At 36.6% G+C, this 23878-nt stretch carries 17 protein-coding genes and 2 pseudogenes; 6 read left to right on the top strand and 13 right to left on the bottom strand.

Annotated features, from left to right (window positions below; genetic code table 11):
* Window positions 1-48: 48 nt before the first annotated feature.
* From H4J66_RS08395 to H4J66_RS20320, 4 genes and pseudogenes are all read right to left on the bottom strand, one after another.
* Window positions 49-2016 (bottom strand): annotated as a pseudogene (locus H4J66_RS08395) (LTA synthase family protein).
* Window positions 2017-2141: 125 nt separating this feature from the next.
* Window positions 2142-2489, bottom strand: coding sequence for a diacylglycerol kinase (locus H4J66_RS08390; RefSeq protein WP_182173084.1), 348 nt, complete (start codon window positions 2487-2489; stop codon window positions 2142-2144).
* Window positions 2489-3496, bottom strand: a complete 1008-nt coding sequence (locus H4J66_RS20325; protein ID WP_310650642.1) for a sulfatase-like hydrolase/transferase — start codon at window positions 3494-3496, stop codon at window positions 2489-2491. The genes H4J66_RS08390 and H4J66_RS20325 overlap by 1 nt, the downstream gene beginning before the upstream one ends.
* 32 nt (window positions 3497-3528) lie before the next feature.
* Window positions 3529-4185, bottom strand: coding sequence for a DUF1705 domain-containing protein (locus tag H4J66_RS20320; RefSeq protein ID WP_259368673.1), 657 nt, complete (start codon window positions 4183-4185; stop codon window positions 3529-3531).
* Window positions 4186-4360: 175 nt separating this feature from the next.
* Here H4J66_RS20320 and H4J66_RS08380 point away from each other — a divergent pair, with 175 nt between their 5' ends.
* The 3 genes and pseudogenes from H4J66_RS08380 to istA all read left to right on the top strand — a co-directional run.
* A complete protein-coding gene (locus H4J66_RS08380) occupies window positions 4361-5128 on the top strand; it encodes a DUF3108 domain-containing protein (protein WP_259368677.1) in 768 nt (255 codons plus the stop codon).
* Window positions 5129-6093: 965 nt separating this feature from the next.
* On the top strand, window positions 6094-6936 hold the full coding sequence (locus tag H4J66_RS08375) for a hypothetical protein (RefSeq protein ID WP_182173077.1): 843 nt from the start codon (window positions 6094-6096) through the stop codon (window positions 6934-6936).
* 944 nt (window positions 6937-7880) lie between these two features.
* Window positions 7881-8709: pseudogene (istA, locus tag H4J66_RS08370) on the top strand (IS21 family transposase); the annotation flags it as partial.
* Between the two features lie 402 nt (window positions 8710-9111).
* On the opposite strand, the gene H4J66_RS08365 reads toward istA, so the two are convergent.
* From H4J66_RS08365 to H4J66_RS08355, 4 genes are all read right to left on the bottom strand, one after another.
* Window positions 9112-9849 carry a TetR/AcrR family transcriptional regulator gene (locus H4J66_RS08365; RefSeq protein WP_259369094.1) on the bottom strand — a complete coding sequence of 246 codons (738 nt, stop codon included), beginning with the start codon at window positions 9847-9849 and terminating at the stop codon, window positions 9112-9114.
* Between the two features lie 39 nt (window positions 9850-9888).
* Window positions 9889-11142: a M20 family metallopeptidase gene (locus H4J66_RS08360; RefSeq protein WP_409049360.1), complete on the bottom strand. Its 1254-nt coding sequence runs from the start codon at window positions 11140-11142 to the stop codon at window positions 9889-9891.
* Between the two features lie 107 nt (window positions 11143-11249).
* The gene (locus H4J66_RS20315; protein ID WP_259368675.1) at window positions 11250-11378 is read right to left on the bottom strand and encodes a hypothetical protein; all 129 of its coding nucleotides are present in this window, start codon (window positions 11376-11378) and stop codon (window positions 11250-11252) included.
* Between the two features lie 399 nt (window positions 11379-11777).
* Window positions 11778-12008, bottom strand: coding sequence for a hypothetical protein (locus H4J66_RS08355; RefSeq protein ID WP_182173071.1), 231 nt, complete (start codon window positions 12006-12008; stop codon window positions 11778-11780).
* Window positions 12009-12361: 353 nt separating this feature from the next.
* Between H4J66_RS08355 and H4J66_RS08350 the strand changes: the two genes are divergently transcribed.
* A complete protein-coding gene (locus tag H4J66_RS08350; protein WP_182173068.1) occupies window positions 12362-14422 on the top strand; it encodes a S9 family peptidase in 2061 nt (686 codons plus the stop codon).
* Between the two features lie 185 nt (window positions 14423-14607).
* Window positions 14608-15987 (top strand): M28 family metallopeptidase, encoded by a 1380-nt coding sequence (locus H4J66_RS08345; protein ID WP_182173065.1) that lies wholly within the window; start codon window positions 14608-14610, stop codon window positions 15985-15987.
* Between the two features lie 223 nt (window positions 15988-16210).
* On the opposite strand, the gene H4J66_RS08340 is transcribed toward H4J66_RS08345, so the two are convergent.
* The 5 genes from H4J66_RS08340 to H4J66_RS08320 form a co-directional block, all read right to left on the bottom strand.
* Window positions 16211-19465 (bottom strand): amidohydrolase family protein, encoded by a 3255-nt coding sequence (locus H4J66_RS08340; protein WP_182173062.1) that lies wholly within the window; start codon window positions 19463-19465, stop codon window positions 16211-16213.
* A gap of 229 nt (window positions 19466-19694) precedes the next feature.
* Entirely contained in the window at window positions 19695-20960 is a 1266-nt protein-coding gene (locus H4J66_RS08335) for an amidohydrolase family protein (protein WP_220463250.1), read from the bottom strand.
* Window positions 20961-21041: 81 nt separating this feature from the next.
* Window positions 21042-22334, bottom strand: a complete 1293-nt coding sequence (locus H4J66_RS08330; RefSeq protein WP_182173059.1) for an amidohydrolase family protein — start codon at window positions 22332-22334, stop codon at window positions 21042-21044.
* Between the two features lie 482 nt (window positions 22335-22816).
* Window positions 22817-23107, bottom strand: a complete 291-nt coding sequence (locus H4J66_RS08325) for an SIMPL domain-containing protein (protein WP_182173310.1) — start codon at window positions 23105-23107, stop codon at window positions 22817-22819.
* Window positions 23108-23109: 2 nt separating this feature from the next.
* Entirely contained in the window at window positions 23110-23403 is a 294-nt protein-coding gene (locus H4J66_RS08320) for an SIMPL domain-containing protein (RefSeq protein ID WP_182173056.1), read from the bottom strand.
* Between the two features lie 121 nt (window positions 23404-23524).
* Here H4J66_RS08320 and H4J66_RS08315 point away from each other — a divergent pair.
* Window positions 23525-23878, top strand: a 354-nt coding sequence (locus tag H4J66_RS08315) for a transposase (protein WP_182173053.1), incomplete at its 3' end; no start/stop codon positions are given.

The following is a 23878-nucleotide window of genomic DNA, read 5'->3' as shown; positions in this document are numbered from 1 at the left end:
TAAATTATTAAAAATAATAACTTAAGTCTCGATTATTCAGCTTTTCATTCAGTTTTTACTGGTATACCACTGATTCTCATAGGCTAAACTTCCCCATAAAGCATGGGCTAAAGCGATTTCAGCAAGTTTCGAGTTAATTGCTTTAGGTACTAGTTTCTTTTCCTTTAAAGAATAGCCAAAATTTACAGGTGGCTTTTGTGGTTGCAGTATTGTGACATCATCATCGGTCATATAGGCAAAGTTATCGGCATATTGCATCATTGCCCTTCCTCGGGCCAGGGTATTGTTTAAATCACGGCCAATCATAGGGGAATCGTTAGTTACCCGCATTAATGACAGCAAGGTCGGAGCAAGGTCGATTTGACTTACTATTCTTTCATCAGATAAATGTTTATTGCCTGAATTAAGAATAACAGCTGGAATATGAAAGTTTTTAATAGGAACAAGGTCGTTTCCTAACGCTCTAGCATCATGGTCAGCAACAATAATAAATATAGTGTCTTGCCAATAAGGTTGTTTTTTTGCTTGGTCGATAAACTTACCCAAAGCATAGTCTGCATATTGGATCGCTTGATGGCGCAATAGTTCTTTTGAGTCGTACTGAGCTAATTGCGCTGGTGAATATGCCAGTGGGGTTATTTTACCTGAGGGTATTTCAAAAGGATCATGATTACTGGATGAAAAAATAAAACTTAAAAAAGGCTTATCACCTTTGTGTAATTTACTTAATTCGATATCTGCTTGATTAAACAAGTCTTCATCACTGGCTCCCCACGAACCGACAAACTGAGGGTTTTTTATATCTTTAAAATCAACTATATCGCTAAAGCCATTACCTAAAAAGAAACCTTTCATATTATCAAAATGGCTTTCACCGCCATAAATAAATTGTGTAGTGTAATTATTTCTTTCTAGTAAACTTGCGATGGTGAAGAAGCCATGCTGAGATTTATCAAGCTTGACTACTGCTCGAGCTGGCGTTGGTGTGAACCCAGTAATAACCGCTTCAATGCCTCTTACAGACCGTGTACCGGTAGCATATAAATTTTTGAACGTTCAGCCTTCAGTATTTAATTTATCAATTTCAGGCGTAAGTGGTAACCCTCCTAATGAAGAAACAAATTGTGCGCCTAAACTCTCTTCTAAAATTATCACTAAATTTTTAGGTTTTCCTTGGTAAACCGGTGCTCTAGCACTAAAAGAAGGTTGCGCATTATTATTAAAAACTTGTGTATTTCAGCCAGTCTCCTGGCGAACAAGTTTAATTACTTGTTCTGTAGCCATAGTGCCATAAAGTTTTGACGCATATTTTTCATTACCAAATTGTTTATAAGCATGAGCAACACTATAGATTGAATTTAAGGTTAATGAATTAATCAGTGGGTCGGTAGAAAAATAAACGAATGACGGGTTAATAGGACGATGACCTACAGTACCTCTGGCGCAGAGAAAAAGGATAATAAAGAGCATAATAAATGATACGGATGATGATGGCAGCGTTACAGCAATGATGGGTTTGTTGGTACGAGTGAGTTTACCGACCGTGCGCCAAATGAAAGGACTAGGCACTATTATTAAGGTACATACCACGACTATGGTCAATAAGTGTCCATTGAATAACATTTTCATGACTTCATCAGGATAAGCTAAATATTCGATGAATAACCTGTTAGGTCTAAATCCATATTCATTAATAAATGCAGGCGTGGCAAGCTCAAAAAAGAGCACGGCCATAAAAATAAAGAAAAACATTGCTCTTAACGCGCTAAGCCATCTGCTTTGCAACTTAGACCGCATTAGCAAGGGATGAACTATTCCAGGTAAAATTAATAGATAACCTAGCGTGCTTAAGTCGATTTTTAGCCCATTAAGTATCAGGGTAACCATACTGCCAAAATCGGTAAAACGCTCAATTTGCCAAACCGCAAAGCCAAGCCTAGCGACAAAAAGTGTAAAAATTAATAATAATGCAAACAATAAAAATGGACGAACTAAAGCGGTTGTAGAGGTAAACATCGTTATTAATATCTCTAATAAAACACGATACTTACCTTAAAATATAAAACTTAAGGAAAGCTTAAGTTAAACTGAAGTTAAGCTTTATGAGCATTACAGAAGTATTATTAGCTAAATGCTAAATGCTAAATGCTAATGGCGACAATAAGGCTGATCATCACTGCTGCAGATCCTAAGTCTTTTGCAAGCCCCGACAATGGATGAATCTCTAAACCTACCCTATCAACAACAGCCTTTATGGCGGTATTTATTATTTCTGTAAATATAATAAAGAGAATCGCCAAGACTAATATCACTTGTTCTTTGAAGCTTATATCAAATAGAAAAGACAGTGGTATGGCAATAATAAGCAGTAAAAGCACTCGTCTAAACGCTGACTCATTGGCGTAAAGCCATTTAAATGCGCGTAGTGAATTTAAAGCTGCTAAATAGACTCTATACAACCCTTTGGGTTTATTTATATTGTCAAACATTAGTCTTGAATCTCCATTGATTTGTCTTGGGTTATAGTGGTGCGTGCTATAGCACCTTGTGATTTACACGTCAGAAAAGGGTCATTATCAATATAATATGCTTTTGTTCGCACTGACATAATACTAAGCAAAGTGTCAAAAACATTGTCATGAGTAACAGGTGATTTTACTAAGTTTTTCAAGCAATTAAGGTTGAAGTTATTTTGCATTGGGTCATTCCAATAGATCATAGGTACATGGGTTTGCTCCTCTGGAGCGAAGGTGTAGGGCAAGCCATGTAAATAAAGCCCATTCTCACCAAATGATTCGCCATGGTCTGAAATATAAAGCAAAGAAGTTTCAATATCATTTTTCTCAGCCACATGATTTAACTCATTAATAATTTTTGAGAGTACCAAATCGGTATAAGCGATAGTGTTGTCATAACTGTTAATAAGTTGCTCTTGTGTACAGTTTTTAATATCGCTGCGTTGACAATCTTGAGTGAAAATACGTTTGTTTTTAGGATAGCGTTTAAAATAAGTGGGTCCGTGAGAGCCAATCATATGCAGTATGATCATGGTGTTTTTATGGGTTAGTCCATTGAGCTTACTTTTTAAGGGCGCTAAAAGTGCTTCGTCGTAGCAGACCTCACCATCACACAAAGGGTTTGATTGGTTAGAGTCTATCTGTTTCGTTTTTACCCGCGTACAAACGCCTTTACAACTACCGTTATTATTACTTATCCATAAAACGTCAGCCCCCGCTAAGTGGATAATATCTACAACATTTTGTTGTGCCATCGCAACACGTTTGTCATAACCCGCTTTATTTAATCTTGAATACATACAGGGGACAGAAACAGCCGTTGCCGTTCCACATGAACTCATATTTGAGAATGAGACAACACCTTGTTTTTCGGTATATGGGTTAGTCCGTTTACTATAGCCATTTAGTGAAAAACTTTGCGCACGAGCTGTTTCTCCTAACACCATTACGGTGACACGCTTTTTCTGACTATTACGCACTATTGATGGTGTTGTATCTAAGACCTTAAATTCTAATGGTGGGTAAAAATAGTGATTTCGGACAATTTGAATGACAAAACCATCATTTTATAAGAGATGATGTAGGTAATAAGGTCTTTATTATTTCTGCCAACAGCCGCGTAATTTGAATAGAAAAAAACGCCTATTAAAAAGACAGAGATAAGACTTAAGCTAATGATTTTTAGTCGACTTAACAGTTCTTTTAACAAGGGCTTATAAATTAATTGTACCGAATAAATAATGAAAGAGGGGAGTAATCCAAAAAATATAAAAAATATAATAGCGTGAAAATTTATGTAGGACCACGCTTCAGCCGTGTCGGTTTCTATAGTATTTTTTACCATACCGTAATCAAAAACGATCTCGTATGAAATGGTGCCATAAAATACTAAAGCAGAACAAATGACCGTAGCGATTAACAAAGGTTTAGTTAACCATCTAAAAGAAAAAAGCCCTTGGATGATAATGGTCAAGGCTAATAGAAATATCGGCAATGGCACCAGAAAGAATAAATTATAGTTATCGAGCGCGGTAATAATCGTTGTGGATTTGATCAAAAAAGGCAAATTCAAGATCAGTGCTATGTAGCAACTGGTAAATAACAATAATTGATTCGTTGTTAATTTTATATTATTGAAATAAGAGATATATTTAATTCTTAAATTCATAAAAATACCTATGGGTTAGTGTCTTCATAGTAATTATACAAACTTAAGTTTCGCTTAGGCTAAACTGAAAATAGCCTTTAAGATAAAAATCAATTTACCTTGGACGTGATTTACGCTAAAAAGAGAACGTTTTACAGGTAATTTTTCTGCATCACCACAACAAGGTACTATTTTGATGTTTCTCTACTCTTATTTTTTACGCTCAACTTATATTCGAACTTATATATTGTCCTGTTTAGTTATGGTCAGTTGTTATGCACAAAGCACAGAAAAATCCACCGCAGCGAATAATGCGACTTTGGCAGAATATACTGCGCATTATACCGTTTATCGACAGGGTGATAAATATGGAACGGCAGAGCGGATGTTATCAAAAACTGCTGATAACCAGTATAAATTGACGTTTAAAACCGAGGCTTCAAAATATTTTTATGTGATTAATACCGAAGAGTCTAGTGAGTTTTCATATGATGACCAACAGATAGAGCCAATAAAATATATCAGCAAAGATCAGCGAACATTTAAGAAAACAAAAAATCAAACGATTGAATTCGATCATGCTAACCATCTTGTTTTAGGGAGCGATACCGCTGAACAATGGTCGCTTGCTTTAAAAGCTAATATACTCGACCCTTTATTAGTTATCGAAAAATTGAGCCATGACTTACAAAAAAAAGAACAGCATTTAGAATATTTTGTTTATGATGATAATTCAGTTAAAAGTTATATATTTGAATATTCAGGTAGAGAAAAAATTAAGACACCAATGGGGCTGGTTGATACGGTAAAGGTTTCTCGAGTAAAAACCAATAGCTCAAGAAAAACCCATTTTTGGTTAAGTGTCGAGCATAACTTTATTCCTTTTAGAGTAGAGCAAGAAAAAGAAGGTAAAGAAGTAGCAACACTCAAATTAAAAAAATTGATAATACCTGCCGTAATCTAGAAGCATCTTAAATAGGTGATTTTAGTGTTTACCTATTCGGTTAAAGTGTGACTAGATTAAAATTCAAGCCTCATTTTAGTCAAAAAGCGAAGAGCGTTTTGTTTTAAGCGGGCCTTATAAAAAGTAAGATTTGTAAATTGAGTCATATCATCTTGGCATTCGCCACTAAATCGATAACTTAGATAAAAGGTGGTCAGTGTTAAAAACATATTTATAACGAAACTGAACGACATTAGCATTTATTTCAATAATCGGTATTTCTGCTGATCCATTACTTTTTTGAATAATAACATCGGTTATGTCACCCAATTACATTAACACTTTCGATTATTACCATTTACTTCTGCGACTAAATAACATTGACCAGCTAATATTATTTAGGTTAACCAGCAACTTTCAGAAATAAATCATAATCATTTCAGAAAAAGAGCCATTAAGACTCATTATTATAATAGCAACTGTTCCGATTAAGCGACGTTAGCATCAATATATTTTTAGGCCATTGAGAATAATCATAAGTCATAGATCTCGATTTATCTTAACTGGCAACTAAACCACGAAAGGCGTCGTTCACATTTGAAATATTAACGATCACGTTGTGCGCATTGAAGACATTAGCTTTAAAATATTTGCTATAGATTTTCTAATGAATAATTACAACTTAGCAACACATTTTTTATGGAAATTTTGGTTTTAATAGTTTCTAATTTATTGACTTTATCGGTTATTAATGACACTTAAATATAAATTAAGGAATTACTGTTACGTATACATAGTAATATATTGAACTCACATGTATGACACTCCCAATTGAGATTTATGTAAGCTTCGAATTAGGAGGAAAGCAATTTGACTACAGTAGTGCTCTTAAAGTAGCATTAACCCTTAACTCTTAACTATTTAATAAAAAAGGATTTTCCATTAAAACATCTCATCTAATTTTCCCTTTCTCGGTTTTATTGTCAGTGCCAGTTTTTGCAGAATCAGAAAACAAGGCCATTCAACATGAATTACAATACGGTATTATCAATTTGGCTAGCCTTGCATTTATAGATGGGGATTGGTCTGAATTTCCAGTTGTCGGTGCCAGTTATAAATACTATTTTTCTCCTGTTGCCGATAATGAACAGCCTTATGATTTGCAATCCCACTTAGGCCGGTTCAGCTGGTTAAAAGTGAATTTAAATGCTCTGAACTATAATCCTAATTTGGCTGGCAAGTTATATTTCAGCCAACGTTGGAGCTTCGAAGCTGATTTTAGTTACCAACGCCATACCAATAAATACAGTTATACTGACCATAGTGGGGAATTTAGGACGAGGAAGTATGATGAAGATGAGTTACTCACAGACCTTGCTCTTAACTATACGGTTAACCAACAATTGACGCTAGGGTTTGGAATCCATAACTACTCTGAAAATAGTGAATATACTGATATTATTGATGATTATGTCAAATCCAAAAATTCTCAATATGACAGTGAGACTTTTGTTGCTATTAAAGCTAGATACACCAATGTTAATGAAGGCAAAGGTTTGGACATTACTTCCTCAATTTCGCATCATGAAGAACGAAATACGGCAAAAGTATTTGCTACCTTTTACACTGCTAAGCATAACGCTTATAAAGTTGGCTTAGTTTACTCAGATTTCACTGACGACTGGAATGATGAAACTTTATTTACTGTTTCGTTGGCACATCACTATTGGTTTTCGCAAACAACAGCGATTAAATACGGTGTATCTTGGATAAAAGTTGATGGTGATAATTTTGGCCTGTTTGATATAAACGGTACTTGGCGTTTTTAGCACTATCGCATTGTTAAAATACGCAGAAAGAGAAATTGAAGATTCTGGCTTCGTAATAATTGACTGAGTTGAAAGCGAAAACTGAGTCAATTGTATCGATTTTATATGATTTCTAGGCCTGACATCTAAATTTTTAGTAAGACCGTCCTCTTTTTTGAACGGAAAATATTATCAATACAAAATCTAATCCAACTTGTCCAATTAGATGTAATAACTAATGTATATTTTGTGGCATAAGTTATCGTACAGAGACAACATTTCATTGGCAGCAATGAGCTTGCAGGAGTCATAGCTCTAAATATATACAAGACCGGATTTAACAACACTGTTACTGGCTTTTGAGCGACCACAGTGGTCATTCACATAATTACATGACTATTACTGCGCACTAATTGAAACCCTTGATACTCTCTAGATCAAATGGATAGCATCATTTAAGGTACCATCAGGTCAATCTAACTTTCAATTTGAAATTTATTTAGGGTAGTTAAGTAACCATTAGTGACATATTATTATGTTTCTAATTACTTATCGGATAAAACAATGGTCTTAAGATTTCGTTTTTTGTTTTTATTATTTATTCATTTTTTCAAACGAACTATTGGTATCATGGATGCAAATATGCTGGAATTTCGTGTTTTATTTAATGATGTTGATATCAAGAGAATGAGCAGTGACAGATACCTACCCATTATGGAATTAACATTATTCTTCAAGCAGGCCTTCTGATGCATATTATTATACATCAGAAGGCCGAAACCATCTAAGCCGATCATCTAATACTATCGATCGCAATCACCCCATACTATCTATTTCGATCACTTTTTGGTCAAAATAGTATTGAGTAATCAACTTGAGTAGTATCGGTCCATTTTTGTACTTTTTGTCTAGGCAGTTGGTGTTTATAACCATTGTTATTTTCATTTTTTCTGATGAGAATGGCCATCCCAACGGCACCTATTTTAATTCGTAAACTTAAAGAAATTTTAATACTAAAATACGGATGTAAAATCAGTCATCTATTAGGCGACAATTAGCTTGGCTAGATCGCGACAAGCTTATCTTTTTCACCCCAATCGCGTCTAAATATGCCTGTAAATCAGCAGAAATAGATATTATTTGTTGGCCGCTTGATGAGAAGTGGGATGATCACTCTCTGCAACAAGCGTTTTTCAAAAAAGCCTCAATTAAAAGGCTTTACTATTCCTGATTGGTCGTTAGTTCAGCAAGAGCTTCGGCCTAAAACCATGACGTTGTTGCTGCTTCTGGAAAAATACAAAGAGCGACACGCGGAAGGTTTTTACAGTTACACTCACTTCTGCCATTATTATAAGGCATGGCTTAAATGCTAAAAACCTTTCATGCGACAAAATCATAAAGCAGGTGAAAAACTGTTTGTGGATTATTGTGGCCCAACCATGAGTATCGTTGATGGAAGTACAGGCGTTCGTTGCGGTCATGGTGGCATCAAATTATACCTATGCCGAAACGACTTATAGCCAGAAACTCGAAGATTTGGTGATGAGTCACGCCTATTTTTTTGAGTTCTTGGTGGTGTTCCTCAGCTGATCATTCCTGACAATCTTAAAAGTGCCGTCACCAAAGCCTGCCAATATGAGCCTGATTTAAACCCAACCTACCAACAACTAGCGACACATTACGATACAGTCATTTTGCCCGCTAGGCCCTTGTAAAACAAGGGATAAATCTAAGGCTGAAGTGGATGTGAAAATTTTTGAACGTTGGATGATGGCACACCTTCGCAATGAAACGTTAGAACACAAGCTGCCCATTGTAATAGCAACATCACATCACAAATAAATTCATCGCTAATGTAGCCGTCACAATGGTCACGCCAGACTGAACAAAAAAAATCGTGAGAAGCGGAAGAATAAGGAATAGATAAAATGCCCAACTACCTACATTTTGATAATCGTGAAGAAAAATTTTACCTATTAGACTCCCATATTTTGGACCAAATAAGAAAAAAAGATACTTAACAACGTGATAAAGAATGATAAGCCTAATAACGCAAAACCAAAATCAGCGCCCGCTCGCGTTGCTTGAACAATATGGGAAACACCAATACTCGTCGCAGTTCAAACAATGCTGAGCCCTAAAAGAGCGAAGTTCTTAGTTAATTCAATCGTATATGCGCTTTAATGCAACTTGTTTCTATATAGTCAAATAAGGCAATATTATTTTTGGTAGTTCAATAGAAAATTCGGCATCATCAATCTCACAGGCAATTGCGGGGGTTAGAGTTGGATAAAGAACCTTGTCTAAAAGACCGCTAATAATCATAAAAATAGCCACTTCAGCAACTTTTGATTGATCTTCTGCTGTAATTTCTTGTCTAAATCTTAATAAAATTTCGACCAAACGTCGGTAAATTACTTTGCGGTCCACTGATTTATCTGAATCAAGTAATTCTGAGTGGAGCCTTGAATTTAAGTGGAGTGTTCGAAATACACTTTTGCGTGTCGAAAGAAATTGATAGGTTTCAACGGATACCTTTTCTAAAGCTTCCTTTAAATTTGTAAATTCGATAAGTTCGAGGTTAGTGACCCATTGAGAGAGATCGTTACCAAAGTCTTGATAGAGTAGTGGCAATAATGATTCTTTGTCTTTAAATCGTCGGTAAAAGGTGCCTACGGATACGCCAGCACGCGCGGATAATTCTTTAATAGTGATGTGCTCGAAAAACTTGTCTTGGAGACAAAAATGTAAAGCGTTTAATAGTTTACGTTGTGTATCTTGGCTTCTTTGCTGTTTTGGCAAGAAAACATTTTTTGTTGGCATAGTTATCGCTATATATCCATTTAAGGTGAAACTAGTTGAATGATGCGATTTTTTAAGGAAAACAGCAATACCAAAATTCATTTGGGTAACTACTAGGGGTAATAATCCCAAATAATATTTTCATATTGCCATACACTTTACTGGCAAATACTATTTAGCTTGGGCCATATAGTCAAGGGTCAGTTGAGTCAATGTAGCAGTGCCCGTTTTAAATGAGGACTCGTCAGCAAAAAAATAAGGGGAATGGTTACTTGGTGCTGTTTTTTCGTCTTTATCACTTGGAGTTCCCCCTAAAAAAACGAATAAACCTGGTACCTCAAGGGCGTAAAATGAAAAATCTTCTGCACCGGTGATCTTAGGTATAATCATTACATTTTGCTTTCCGGCTGCTTTTTCCAAACTCGGTAACATTTGTGTGGTTAATTCTGGGTTGTTTATCGTAACAGGGTAACCTTTGAAAATATTAACATCGGCCTTTGCTCCTGACGAGGCAGCAATATGCGTTGCCGTTGTTTTAATTTTTTCAAAAATTTGTTGCCTATTATCCATGTCAAAGTTACGAATAGTACCTATCATTTCGACATTTTCAGGAATAATATTATTACGCACACCACCCGAAATTTTACCAAAAGAAACGACAGCAGGTTCTTTGGTAATATCAATATGACGACTAACAATGAGGTTCACACCATTAACAATTTGAGCCGCCGCTGCAATGGGATCGACGCCGTTCCAAGGTGCAGAACCATGTGTTTGTTCACCATGGACATTAATTTCAAACCTATCTGCACTAGCCATAAATGGGCCACTTCGATAACCTATAGTTCCGGAAGGCAGGCTAGATGTTATATGTAAACCAAAAGCAGCATCAGGTTTATAACGTTTAAATATTCCTTGCTTTAACATCAGTTCAGCGCCACCTTCTTCACCTTTAGGTGCACCTTCTTCTGCGGGTTGGAATACAAACATGACATTACCATTGAGTTGATCTTTCATGCCAGCTAGTACTGAAGCTGTTCCCATCAACATGGCAACATGGGTGTCATGGCCACAGGCGTGCATAATACCGACATCGACACCGCGGTAGTTAGTTGTTTTAGTTGACTTAAAAGGTAAATCGACCTTTTCTGTTACCGGTAAAGCATCCATATCGGCACGAAGCATTACCGTAGGGCCTGGCTTTGAACCTTTCAAAATCCCAACAACACCGGTATAGGCAATATTGGTTTCCACTTCCATGCCAAGGCTTCTCAAATGCTCTGCAACTATGCCAGCGGTGCGAAATTCACGGTTTCCTAGCTCAGGATTTTGGTGAAAATCACGGCGCCATTCAATAACTTTATGTTCAACATTTTTAAGTAGTTCTTTCGGGCCTGTCGCAGCCTTAGCACCAAATGAAGACATTAATCCTAAAGCAACACAACAAGATATTACTGATTTTTTCATGTTTATTCCTTTTAATTTATTATTAGTATTATGATTTATTTTAAGTGATATTAACCGTTTTTGGATTAATGTGAGCCAACAATCGACTTAGTCGTTGCCGGTATTTTTTCTATGTTATAGCCTATGCCGCCTTTAAAAACGACTGACCTATCACGAATAGCCGATGGATCTTTTGATAAGTCACCATCAACCAAAACTAAATCAGCACGTTTTCCTGTTTCATAGAGCCAATTAGATTTTCACAATGTAAATATTTAGCGGTATTAAGCGTAGATATTTCAATGGATTCTTCCACGCTAAAACCTGCTTATACAAGCAATTCAACAACCCGTTGATTAGAAAAACCAGCAATAACACCACTAAAAACTGTTGGATCCGTTCCTACCATTAATTTTCTGTCAGCTTCAATAAATATCTTTCAAGCTTCATCATCTTTTTAAAGATAATAGACCAAGTAGCATGTTCTTGGTTGGCTATTTTTTCCAAAATTGCTTCGTATTGATAGCGTACTTGTGGAATAAGGACATCAAGTGCTTTAGGCTAAGCTTTTGGGCGGCCTTTAGTATAGATTTCAAAGACAGTTAATATTGAGGTTAACGCAACCTCTTTTTTATCAAAAATTCAATAAGGTCGTTAACTTCTTTAGAGTCTATATCAAGATCTACTAGCGATTGGTGTGATACTTTATAACTTGGGCATTCATCTTTAACTTTTCCTTTAACAACATCTGTTGAGGCAAAAAAGCCATGTTCTAAATTATCAAGACCAAGTTCAGCTGCTTCTCTGTAGGTGATAGAACATAAGTCACTGTCATTTGCATACAACTGTAACTAAGTAAAAGTGGCTAACAAGCATATGGCTTGAGCTGCTGATAAATTCTTTGTGAAGATATTTTTTTTTATTCTGAACTGCTCATTATAAATTCACTAATCGCTTTTTATACTAACGAGTAATTATCAAAATGTTCGATAAATTAAGATTCACATTTTGATAGATGCCCCCGTCATTGGTTATTTAATTGTGAACTACTCTGCACTAAAGTACCCAGTTTTCTCGACGGTGCTGATAAATGTAAATCTAAATTCACATAATTTTGTAATTTAAATAAATTATGTTAATTTAGCTTAGAGTTCAATCATGAATAATAGGGTTAAAGCTACCCGTTTAAGGAATAATAATGAAGGAAAACATTTGGGTAGCAGTAATAATTGCGCCGCTCTTTTCAACAATGACCTTTGCTAAAGTCGAGCCTGTATTACAACTAGAAGATGTTTTTACACTGGAGTATGCTTCTGGACTTGCTATAAATGCTGGCGGTGATGAAGTCTATTTTGTTCGTAACTATATGGATATTCATAGTGATAAAAAACTTGGCAACATTTGGAAAGTTGACAAGAAAAAAAACTTAACTCCGGTAACTAATGGTCTTCATGTTGATTATTCGCCAAAGCTTTCTCCTGATAATACAAAACTAGCTTATATTTCTACGGCGAGTGGTAAATCTCAAATACATATGAAGTGGTTGCAAACAGGTAACGCTGGACAATTGAGTCACTTCACTAACGCACCTTCAAATCTAAGTTGGTCGCCTGATGGAAAACATTTAGCTTTCTCAATGTTTGTTGATAGTGAAACAAAGAGTGTTGTATCACTGCCAGGTATGCCTAAAGGAGCAAAATGGGCTAAGCCAGCGGTGTATATTGATGACATGTATTATCGCTTTGATGGTGCAGGTTATAATAAAGCAGGTAATAGCCATATTTTTGTTATGTCAACTGATGGGGGAAATGCACGTCAACTTACAGAGGGTGAGTTCAATCATAATGAAAAAGTTAGTTGGAGCAAAGATGGAAGCAAATTATATTACTCAACCAACAAACGTTTAGATAAAGATCTAGAATGGACAGATAGTAATATTTACTCTGTGGATATTGAAACGCAAGAAGTTAACGTATTAACAGATCGTAATGGACCTGATTCAAGCCCTATTATCTCGCCTAATGGTAAGTTGATTGCGTATTTAGGCTCTGATCAGCACTATAAAAATTACGAAAACACTGAACTTTATATCATGAATATTGATGGTTCAAATAAACATTCTATTACTGAAAATTTAGACCGTTCAATTAATAACATTCAATGGGCTAAGAACAGCAAATCCGTTTTAATGAGTTATCAAGATAAAGGAGAAACTTATGTTGCTTCTCAATCGTTGAGTGGCAAACGAAAAATTGTTGCGAGACAGTTAGGCGGACTCTCTTACGGTAGACCATATAATGGCGGTGAATTTGTTGTTTCAGAAGATGGAACTGTTGCTTTTACTTTTTCGAATCCTCAACGCCCTGCGGATATAGCAATAACGAAAAAGGGTAAAACAACCCTACTAACTACACTTAATGAAGATGCATTAGGTTATAAAACTCTAGCTAGTATAAAAGAAATTAATACCAAATCTTCATTTGATAAACGCAATATTCAAGCTTGGATTGCTTACCCTCCAGGGTATGATACAGCTAAAAAAGCGGGTAAAAAATTTCCTTTGATCCTAGAAATTCATGGTGGTCCAGTCACAAATTATGGACCTCATTTTTCTGCAGAAATTCAACTTATGGCAGCGAAAGGCTATGTCGTAGTTTATGCTAACCCAAGAGGAAGTGATAGCTACGGTAAAGAATTCTCTCAAACCATTCATAATAATTATCCAAGCCAAGATTATGATGATTTAATGTCTGTTGTTGATAATGTTATTAAGCAAGAAGCTATTGATGATGAGGCATTATTTGTAACAGGTGGTTCTGGTGGTGGTGTTTTAACGGCGTGGATTATTGGTCACACTGACAGATTTAAAGCTGCTGTGGTCGCAAAACCTGTTATCAATTGGATTAGCTTCGCACTGACCACTGATATTTATCCTTTTGTTATTAAAAATTGGTTTAACAAAATGCCATGGGAAGACAGCGAGCACTATATGAAATTATCACCTATTAGTTATGTCGGTAATGTCAGTACACCTACCATGCTACTAACAGGGGAAGCAGATCAACGAACACCCATTGCTGAAACTGAACAGTTTTATCAAGCGCTTAAATTACGTGATGTTGATACAGCCATGGTAAGGATACCAGACGCTTATCATGGTATTTATAAACGACCTAGCAATTTAATGTCTAAAGTTGCTCATATATTATGGTGGTTTGAGCAATATAAAACGACTCCGAAATCAAAGGGAGGTTATTGATTACTAATATAAAGTAGAGGTGATGAACTAAATGTAGAATAGTAATCTCTTAGTTCTTTAATCATCATAGTTGTGTCGCCATTGGTTATTGAGATAGTGATTTCCTTTAATCAATGATGATATTTTTCAATCAGTTGTCAGGTGAAAATATACATTTTTTCCTTTGTAATAAGCGAGTTTAAAATATGCGGAATTTATACCCTATAGCGGCGTGTAGCTTAATCGTCTCAGCATTAACGATTACTTCGGCGTTAGCTGAAGTTAAATACACGGATCAAGTAAAGCTACATCAGATAGCTGAGCAGGTATCAGCTGATAATATCGAAAAAGACATTAGGAAACTCGTCGGCTTTGGCACCAGACATACTTTATCAGAAACTCAATCTGAATCACGCGGTATCGGCGCTGCAAGACGTTGGATTAAATCTGAATTTGAAGCTATTTCGAAGGCTTGCGGAGAGTGTCTTGAGGTGTATTTTCAACGTGATGTGATATCGGGTGAAAAACGTATACCAGAGCCTACCGAAGTGGTGAGTGTCATCGCGATATTGAAAGGTAAAACGGATGATAATCGCTATGTCATTATGTCAGGCGATATTGATTCTCGTGTTAGTGATCCTATGAATGCTACCTCAGACTCTCCGGGCGCCAATGATAATGCTTCAGGTGTTGCAGGCGTTTTGGAAGCGGCAAGAGTACTATCAAAACATGAATTCAATGGCTCAATTGTGTTTGCTGCCTTAGCTGGTGAAGAGCAAGGGCTCTTTGGCGGTAAAATTATGGCTAAGCAAGCGCAAAAAGATGGTTGGCGAATTAAAGCGGTACTAAATAATGATATGATCGGCAATATTGAAGGGATTAATGGCGTTATTAATAATACAACCGCAAGAATATTTGCTGAAGGCACTCGCCAAAAAGAAACACAAAAGCAGGCAACTAAAAGACGTTTTACAGGGGGAGAAGTCGATTCACCTACTCGTAACTTAGCTCGTTATATTGACTGGATGGCAGATAGGTATATTCCTAATTTAGACACTATGATGGTTTACCGTTTAGATAGATTTGGACGTGGTGGACACCACCGTCCGTTTAACGACCTTGGTTATCCTGCGGTTCGAATTATGGAAACGAATGAGAACTACAACCGACAACATCAAGACCTTAGAACAGAAAATGGTGTCAACTATGGCGATACTATCGACGGTATCAACTTTAACTATGCGGCAAAACTTACGGCACTCAATGCAGTTTCTTTAGCTGGCATGGCATGGGCTCCTAATCCACCCGTTAACGTTGAAATAAGCGGAGCAGTGCAACCCAGTACTAAACTTGCTTGGGCAAAGGCAAATAAAAATGAAAAAAGTATTATTGCAGGCTATAAGATTTACTGGCGATTAACGGATGCTTCACAATGGCAAAACAGCCGTTTTGTTGGTAATGTAACAGAATACACTTTGGAAAATATTGTTATAGATAATTACTTTTTTGGCGTGGTTAGTGTCAGTAAAGATGGCTTTGAAAGCCCTGTTGTTTTTCCTGGTGATGCGGGTTCATTTGGTAACTAGAACACCCATAGTTACTATATATTCAGCGAAAGAAAATACGTTAACCTATAAGTTAAACTCAATAGTGTCGGCTATTTTGAAAAGTGGTGAATAATATCGCCCACCATTTTTTGCTGTTTTTTATCACTATCCAGGTGATTATAACGCTAGCTCATCTTTATAAACATAAAAAAGCCTTGTTTTTTATTAAAACAAGGCTTTCACATTCATATTAAATTATCTATTATTTTTCGAAATAAAACTTATTACGTTTATTATCGTAGTTACCAATTTCATTCATAGTATTAGCATCGTATAGACGACCATTTACCATGGTATGGGTAATACGGTCACTTAAACGGATGTCTTTTGTTACATCACCATCAACTACGATGATATCAGCTAATTTACCGACTTTAAGTGAACCTAACTGATTGTCTAAACCTAAAGTTTCAGCAGACGAGATAGTTGCGGTTCTAATCGCTTCTAGTGGTGACATACCACCTTGCGCCATCATCCACATTTCCCAATGCATCCCTAAACCTTCACGTTGACCATGACCACCAGCATTAACCTTAATACCTAAATCTTGCATTTCTTTCGCTACTGTTGCCACATTTTTATGGTTGTAATGATGCTCTGGTGCCGTAGTGCGTCGCATGGTGCGCGGGTCTAATATTTCACTGGGTACATATTTACTTAACAGTGGATGTTTCCACACTTCTGTTTTGTCGTACCAGTAATGCTCTCCCCAAATACCACCGTAGGCGACAATAAGTGTTGGCGTGTATGCCATTTCGGATTGTGACCAAAGTTGCTTCACATCGTCATACACCTTTTCCGTCGGAATTGAATGCTCTAAGCTTGTGTGACCATCAACAATCATTGATAAGTTATGTTGTAAAAGTGAACCACCTTCTGGCACGACCATCATTTTCAATTCACGTGATGCTTGGATGAATTGTTGACGTTGGTCACGACGAGGTTGGTTATAACTTTTAACACTAAATGCACCTGCTGATTTTAAACGCTCAACGTGGAATTTAGCATCATCAAGGCTATCAACATGCGAGGTATAACCAGCAACTGTTGCACCGTACAAAATTGTACCGGTTGAAAATAAACGTGCTGAGGTGATTTTACCCGCTTTTTGCATTTCACTTGCGGCAAAAAACTCCGTGGTATCATTTGACGGGTCATGAATTGTTGTCACACCTAGTGCCAAACCTGCGTAGTTTTTCCAGTTTTGCTGTGGAATAATTTCACTGCTCGCCTGTGGGCCATGAGCATGTGCATCAATTAAGCCTGGCATTATGGTTTTACCAGCAACATCAATAACTTTAGCACCACTTGGAACATTAACCTGCTCTTTGGTGCCAACGGCTTTAATGGTATTGCCTTCAACGATAACAATACCGTTTTCAATAACTTGTTCACCTTCCATTGTGACCACGGTTCCACCAACAAAAGCAACAATACCTGATGGTTTATCTGCTTTTTTCTTGTAGCTTAAGTTAGTCACTTTAGGCTTGGTTTTATCTACTTTGGTGTCAGTATTTTTACTCTTTTCAGTTTTTTTATCTTCAACCTTGGCAACAATATCAAACGCACCAATAACGGGGGCTTGATATAAATTCGCGCCTAAACTCCAATGAAGTTCGTCTGATTTACCGTTCCAACTAATGCCTTCACCTGCACGCATAGAAAGTTGTTTAACAGGTAAGTTTTTAGCTTTCGGGCCAATATCGATCACATCACCACGTTCTACCATAGGGGTAACAAACACTTTAAACCGCTCTGTAAACGCTAAATTCTTGCCGTCTGGTGATACTTTATACTCGGTGGAAAATTTACCTTGGTATAGTTTTTTCTCATTCTGTCCGTCTAAATCAATACGCGTTAAGCTTGGCTTTTCACTATCACGAATAACGTAAATACGGTCATTTTTACTACCAAAGTGTGGTTGTAAGCCTGATTCAGTAATTAATGTAGCTTTGCCACCTTTAGCAGATACGTGATAAATACCTGGGTTTAAACCCCATTTAGGATCGGTAATATAACCGCCTGACACTTTACGGAACACAACCGTTTTACCATCAGGAGAAAAGCTCGGTTCAATATATTTACCAGGCTCTTTTGTTAAAGCTTTACCTTTGCCACCACGTGCTGAAACAACACGCAATTGGCCTTGGCTTTTGTCATTCCATGTGGCGTAAACAATTTTTTTGCCGTCACGTGAATAACTAGGGTTCAGTTCAAAATGATTTTTTTGACGAGTTAAACGCTTTGGCTTTCCGTCCGGTAAGCTACGAGTATAGATATGACCCATAGATTCAAACACGACACTTTTCCCGTTAGGCGATACTTCAACGTCACGCAACATTTTCACGTCAAATATGTCTTGGTTAACATCTTGTTGAAAACGTAAAGCAGTTTGAATTTTCTTTGTTGTTTTTACATGGAATTCAATGTTTTCAGATTTTTTACTGGCAACATTTAATTTATTAATTTTACCGCCAGCCCAGAAAATCATTTCTTCACTGTCAGGTGTCCAAGCAATGGTTGGGTAAACACCATGAATCGCCCATGTTTCTTGCATATCACGTTCTAACTTTCCGTATATTTCGGTCTGTTCACCGCTTTCAAGGTTATATAGATAAAGTTTTGATTGGAAATCATCACGGCTAATAAACGCTAAATGCTTGCCATCTGGTGATGGAGTAGGACGAATAGCACCACCCGTACCAGAAATAACCACTTTAATTTCACCGCTTTCTAAGTCAAGGCGCTTAATTTTGTAAAAGCCTTTGGTGGAATCTTTACTGTAATGAAAGGTTTTGCCTGGGGAAGTGTCTTGTGAAAAATATACATATTTACCGTCGTGTGAAAATGCTGGCTCGCCTAAATCTTTTTGTTGATCTGGGCGTTTAGTGAGCATTACACCACTACCGCCAGTTTTGTGGTACATCCATACTTCACCTGCACCTAGCGAGCGACTACCTGTAAAGTGTTTGCGACCGACAATATAATTACTGTCTGGTGACCAAGCTGGACTATTAAGTAATCGGAATGTTTCTGAACTTACCGCTTTAGCATTACTACCATCTGCATTCATCACCCATAGGTTATCGCCACCATCTTCATCTGATGTAAAAGCAATATATCTTCCGTCAGGGCTAAACGTAGGTTGCATTTGCCATGCAATATCGGTCATGAAAGGCTTAGCTTCGCCGCCGGTAATAGGCATGCTATAAATATCACCTAATAGGTCAAATATAATTGTTTTACCATCAGGACTAATATCTACGTTCATCCATGTCCCCGTACGAACATCAATGTTCGCCGTTTTGAACTCTCCTTGCGGGGCGTTAACTGACCAGCTAGGTTTTTCATCTTTTTTACTCGATGTTTCTTTTTCAAATGCGCTACTTTGAGACGCTGGAAATAGCATCATCATCGATAGTGCAAGAGAAGATAGTTTTGGTGTTTTAATTAACATTTAACTTATTTTCCTTTTATACGAAATGTTGTCTTTTTTTAAATTAAGTACGTTATAAATTTATTTAAAAGATAATTATTTAAAGTTAAGTAACCGCTGTACTATGATGGAGTTTATCCAGCACTACAATTAAGCATTAGATTATCGTTTTAATAATAATGATTTAGTAACTATATTTACCTCTCGCCTTATGGTTGACAACACATTAAGGCAAGAAAAAATCTCGTTATTATTGTTTGTAGATAACGCCGTCTTTCATTACAAAGGTTACATTTTCCATCAAGGAAATGTTATTAATCGGGTTGCCGTCAACCGCAACAATATCGGCTAAATAACCTGATTTAATTTGTCCCAAAGAACCCTGTTGCTGAAGTAAAGTAGCGCTGTTGATAGTTGCTGCTTGAATGGCTTGCATTGGTGTCATGCCATAAGTCACCATACGTGAGAATTGCCTTCCGTTGTCACCATGTGGGTAAATAGCAGCGTCTGATCCAAATACCATTTTTACACCCGCTTTTGTTGCCCTGCGGAAGCTTTCACGTTGTGCTTTTGAAACCATTTTTTCTTTATTAATATTTTCTTCAGGCACACCATTGGCCGCACCAAACTCTAATGTGTATTCTGTGTTGTAAATATCGCATGACATGTAAGTCCCATGTTTTAATGCCAACTTAATTGCTTCATCATCTAAGAAACTACAATGCTCTATTGAGTCTATACCCGCGCGAATGGCTGCTTTTATACCGCTAGTACCATGTGCATGTGCCGCGGTGATTAAACCACGTAAATGCGCTTCATCAACGGCCGCTTTCATTTCTTCTTCGGTTAACTGTTGAATACCAACTTTAGTACCTTTAGAAAAAACACCACCTGTAGCACAAACTTTAATGGTATTTGCGCCATACTTAATGTTTTCTCTTACTTTCGCTCTTACCGCCCAAGGGCCGTTTGCTACTCCACCGGAAATGCTTTTTGCCTCAGGAGGAGAAAAATTATCATCACAATGGCCACCAGTAATGCTAATCGAATGACCCGCAGCCCAAATACGAGGACCAGGTACTTCACCAGCATTAATACCATCACGAACTCCAATAACAGAATATCCTGAAGCACCTAAATTTCGTACCGTAGTAAAGCCAGCCAGCAAGGTCTTTTTTGCATTTTTTACTGCTTTTACCGTTTGACGCGGTACTGAGTTGCCTTTTGCGGCTAAAAAATTATCTTCGGCATCACTATTTAAATGTACGTGCATATCCATCAAGCCCGGCATTAATGTTTTGCCTTTTAGGTTAATAATGCTAGCACCTTGTTCGGTTTTCACTTTTCCTTGTTTACCCACTTGGACAATTTTATTGCCGTCTATTAAGACCGCGACATTTTTTATTATTTCACCATTTTTTACATCAAGATAAGCGCTGGCATTAATTAATGTTTGTTGAGCATAAGTATTCGAAACTGCGAGTAGTACAGTAGCGACACCAAGTAATTGAAACAATTTCACGATATATTCCTATTTATTGTCGTTATTAATATTAACCAGACTGTAGGTTAACTCTGTTAAGTTCGTAATTCTTTATTATTGATGCTTATAAACTTTACCGCCTTTCATAACAAAACTTACATCAAGTAACGCTTTAATATTTTTTAATGGACTAGTATTAGTCGCGATGATATCTGCAAATTTTCCGGGTTCTATTGTGCCTAATTTATCACTCATTCCGATAAGATCTGCACTATTAACTGTGGCAGATTTTAAGATTTCTGACGTAGACATTCCCGCTTGGTGCATTAGAACAGCTTCTTGAGCATTGATGCCGTGTTTTGACACGCCACTGTCAGTACCAAAAGCGATTTTCACACCAGCTTTGTAAGATATCTCAAAATTTGCCAGCATATCAGCACCAACACGAATGGCTTTTGCCCTAATAGGCAAAGACATAAAGTCAGATGTTTCCGCCATATTTACAACCGTTGCTCCAGCAAGTAGCGTAGGTACTAAGTAGGCACCTGATTGTTTAAATAGTTTGATGGTTTCTTTATCAGCGTAGCTACCATGTTCAATACTATCTACACCCGCTCTTAATGCCGCATTAATGCCTGCTGTAGCGTGTGCATGGCTTGCAACTTTACGGCCTAAGTCATGGGCTGTATCGACAATTTCTTTTAATTCATCATCGGTCATTTGTTGACCCGTACCTGTATTTGTATCTGATAATACCCCACCAGTTGAGGCCACTTTAATGGCATCTGCTCCATATTTAATCGCTTGACGGGTCATTTTTCGACATTCAAAAGGTCCATCACAAAGTGTTTTTGGTGATTTCATTGCCAATAAGTCAGGTGCCATACCATCAGTATCTAAATGCCCACCGGTAATCGATATTCCTGCTGCTGCAATTATACGTGGACCTTCAATCCATCCTTTATTGACACCATCCCTCAATGCATACATTTGCTCTGATTCACTCAATAAATCGCGCACAGTAGTAAAACCGGCCATCAACGTTTTTTTTGCGTAATGTACACTTTTCATAGCAATATCGGCATTAGATAACTTGACTGTATCTTTGATATTGTCAGGACCAAGCTCCATTTGTAAATGAACATGCATATCCATTAATCCGGGCATAACAAAGCTATTAGATAAATCGATAAAAATTGCATTTTTATCAACTGTTTTTGCGTCAACAAAGCCTTTTTTTACAGCGAAAATTTCTCCATCTTTAACAATAATGGTTTGCTTTTTTAAAGGATACATACCAGGCACAGAAAGGAGTTCGCCAGCATGTATTACTTGAGTAGAAGCTATAGCTGACTGATTTAACAGTGATGATAAAACTAGAGCAAGCAGAGTTGGGAGTGGTTTCATTGTTATTTGTAATCCATATTTAGTGCTTTTTATTTGGTTCACCATGTTCATTATTCAACAGTTTTTTTCTTTTGATTTGTTTAAAAATAGAGACGCATTAGTGTGATAAAACGGATTGTCTTAGTTACTAATATACCTAATACAAATAAAATGTAAATTCACATCAACTTGTAATTTAAATAAATATTTAATAACTGTTTTAAAAGTGAAAAAGTTACAGAATAATGAAATACTGTAGTCTGTTAGTTACTTGCAGGAATGGATATACGTTTTATTCGTTTTTTTCATTATAAGTGACTAATTAAAAGTTCCAGAGCAGTAGAGTTTTTAAAAAATCATCGCACCAACGTTTAAAGACTGTCTCTTATCCATCACAATTACCTCACTAGAGTTCTATGATATATTCCCAATGCAATCCCTGCTAATACATAGGTGCTAGGAGCTGAAGGTCTTGAAAAAAGTAAATAGGTGTCGTTGTTTTTTTAATAATTAATATCAGCCAGCATTAATGTACATTTGGCAATATGATCCAATGCAAAAACGGAATTTATTTTAACACCTAAACCAAGCGCCATATTTTTAGCTTTTTGTTTAGCTTTTTTCGATGCCTCTTTAATTAATTCAACTTCGATTTCATCTTTCTTTGAAAAATCAAAATAACTCTCGATATCTTCAACATTATTGCTATCCATCAACTCATTAGTTAACTTAGAATAAATTTTCAAATCATTAATGGTAACTTTAAATTTTTGAATAAATTCATAACCTAAAATAGCTAAACCATGATACTCATTGCCTGTTTATTAATTTCAAATGATTTTATCTCTGTTTCTAAAATGCCATTAGATTTTAAGATGATTACTACATCATTTGATGTTTTGTTTAATAATGATTTAGCCAAAGTAGCTTGTTTGTTAAATGTCACGACATAAAACTCTAAGGTTGTTATGTCAGGTTCAACTTTTATGACACTTTTATCTGTGACAGTCACAAATGGAAAATCAGGCATCGTAGATGCATTATTAAATCCTGAGAATATAAAAATAAAAATTATGACTGTAAGTTTCACCAAACTCTCCTTAAAAATATAGACACAATGACTCCCCACGAGGTGCTAGCCTCTGAACGTGGGTTAGTTTTACAAACCAGAGCCATACTATATGTGTCAACAATATAAAACAGAGGCTAGCATGATAAAACATAACATACTTTTCATTGGCTTAGATACCCATAAAACATTTACTAAAGTCGCTTATAACGAAGACCAGCGCGGCGCTAAGTCAGTTCATTTAGGTAAAATACTCAGCAATAAAGCCGCCTTTAAAAAACTCGTACGACAATTACAGTCAAAATATCCTGACGCTACGCTCCATTTTTTTTACGAAGCCGGTCCTTGTGGCTATTGGATTTATCGCTTTTTCACCAGCCTTAATCATTGTTGCTATGTCATCGCTCCTTCGCTTATCCCTAAAAAACCAGGAGATAAAATCAAAACCGATAAACGTGATGCGCTCAAACTTGCAAAGCTGCTCAAGTCTGAAGAC

It is taken from the genome of Colwellia sp. MB3u-55, from assembly GCF_014076785.1.
In the GTDB taxonomy this organism is placed as follows: domain Bacteria; phylum Pseudomonadota; class Gammaproteobacteria; order Enterobacterales; family Alteromonadaceae; genus Colwellia_A.
This window is presented reverse-complemented; position numbering and strand designations above follow the sequence as displayed.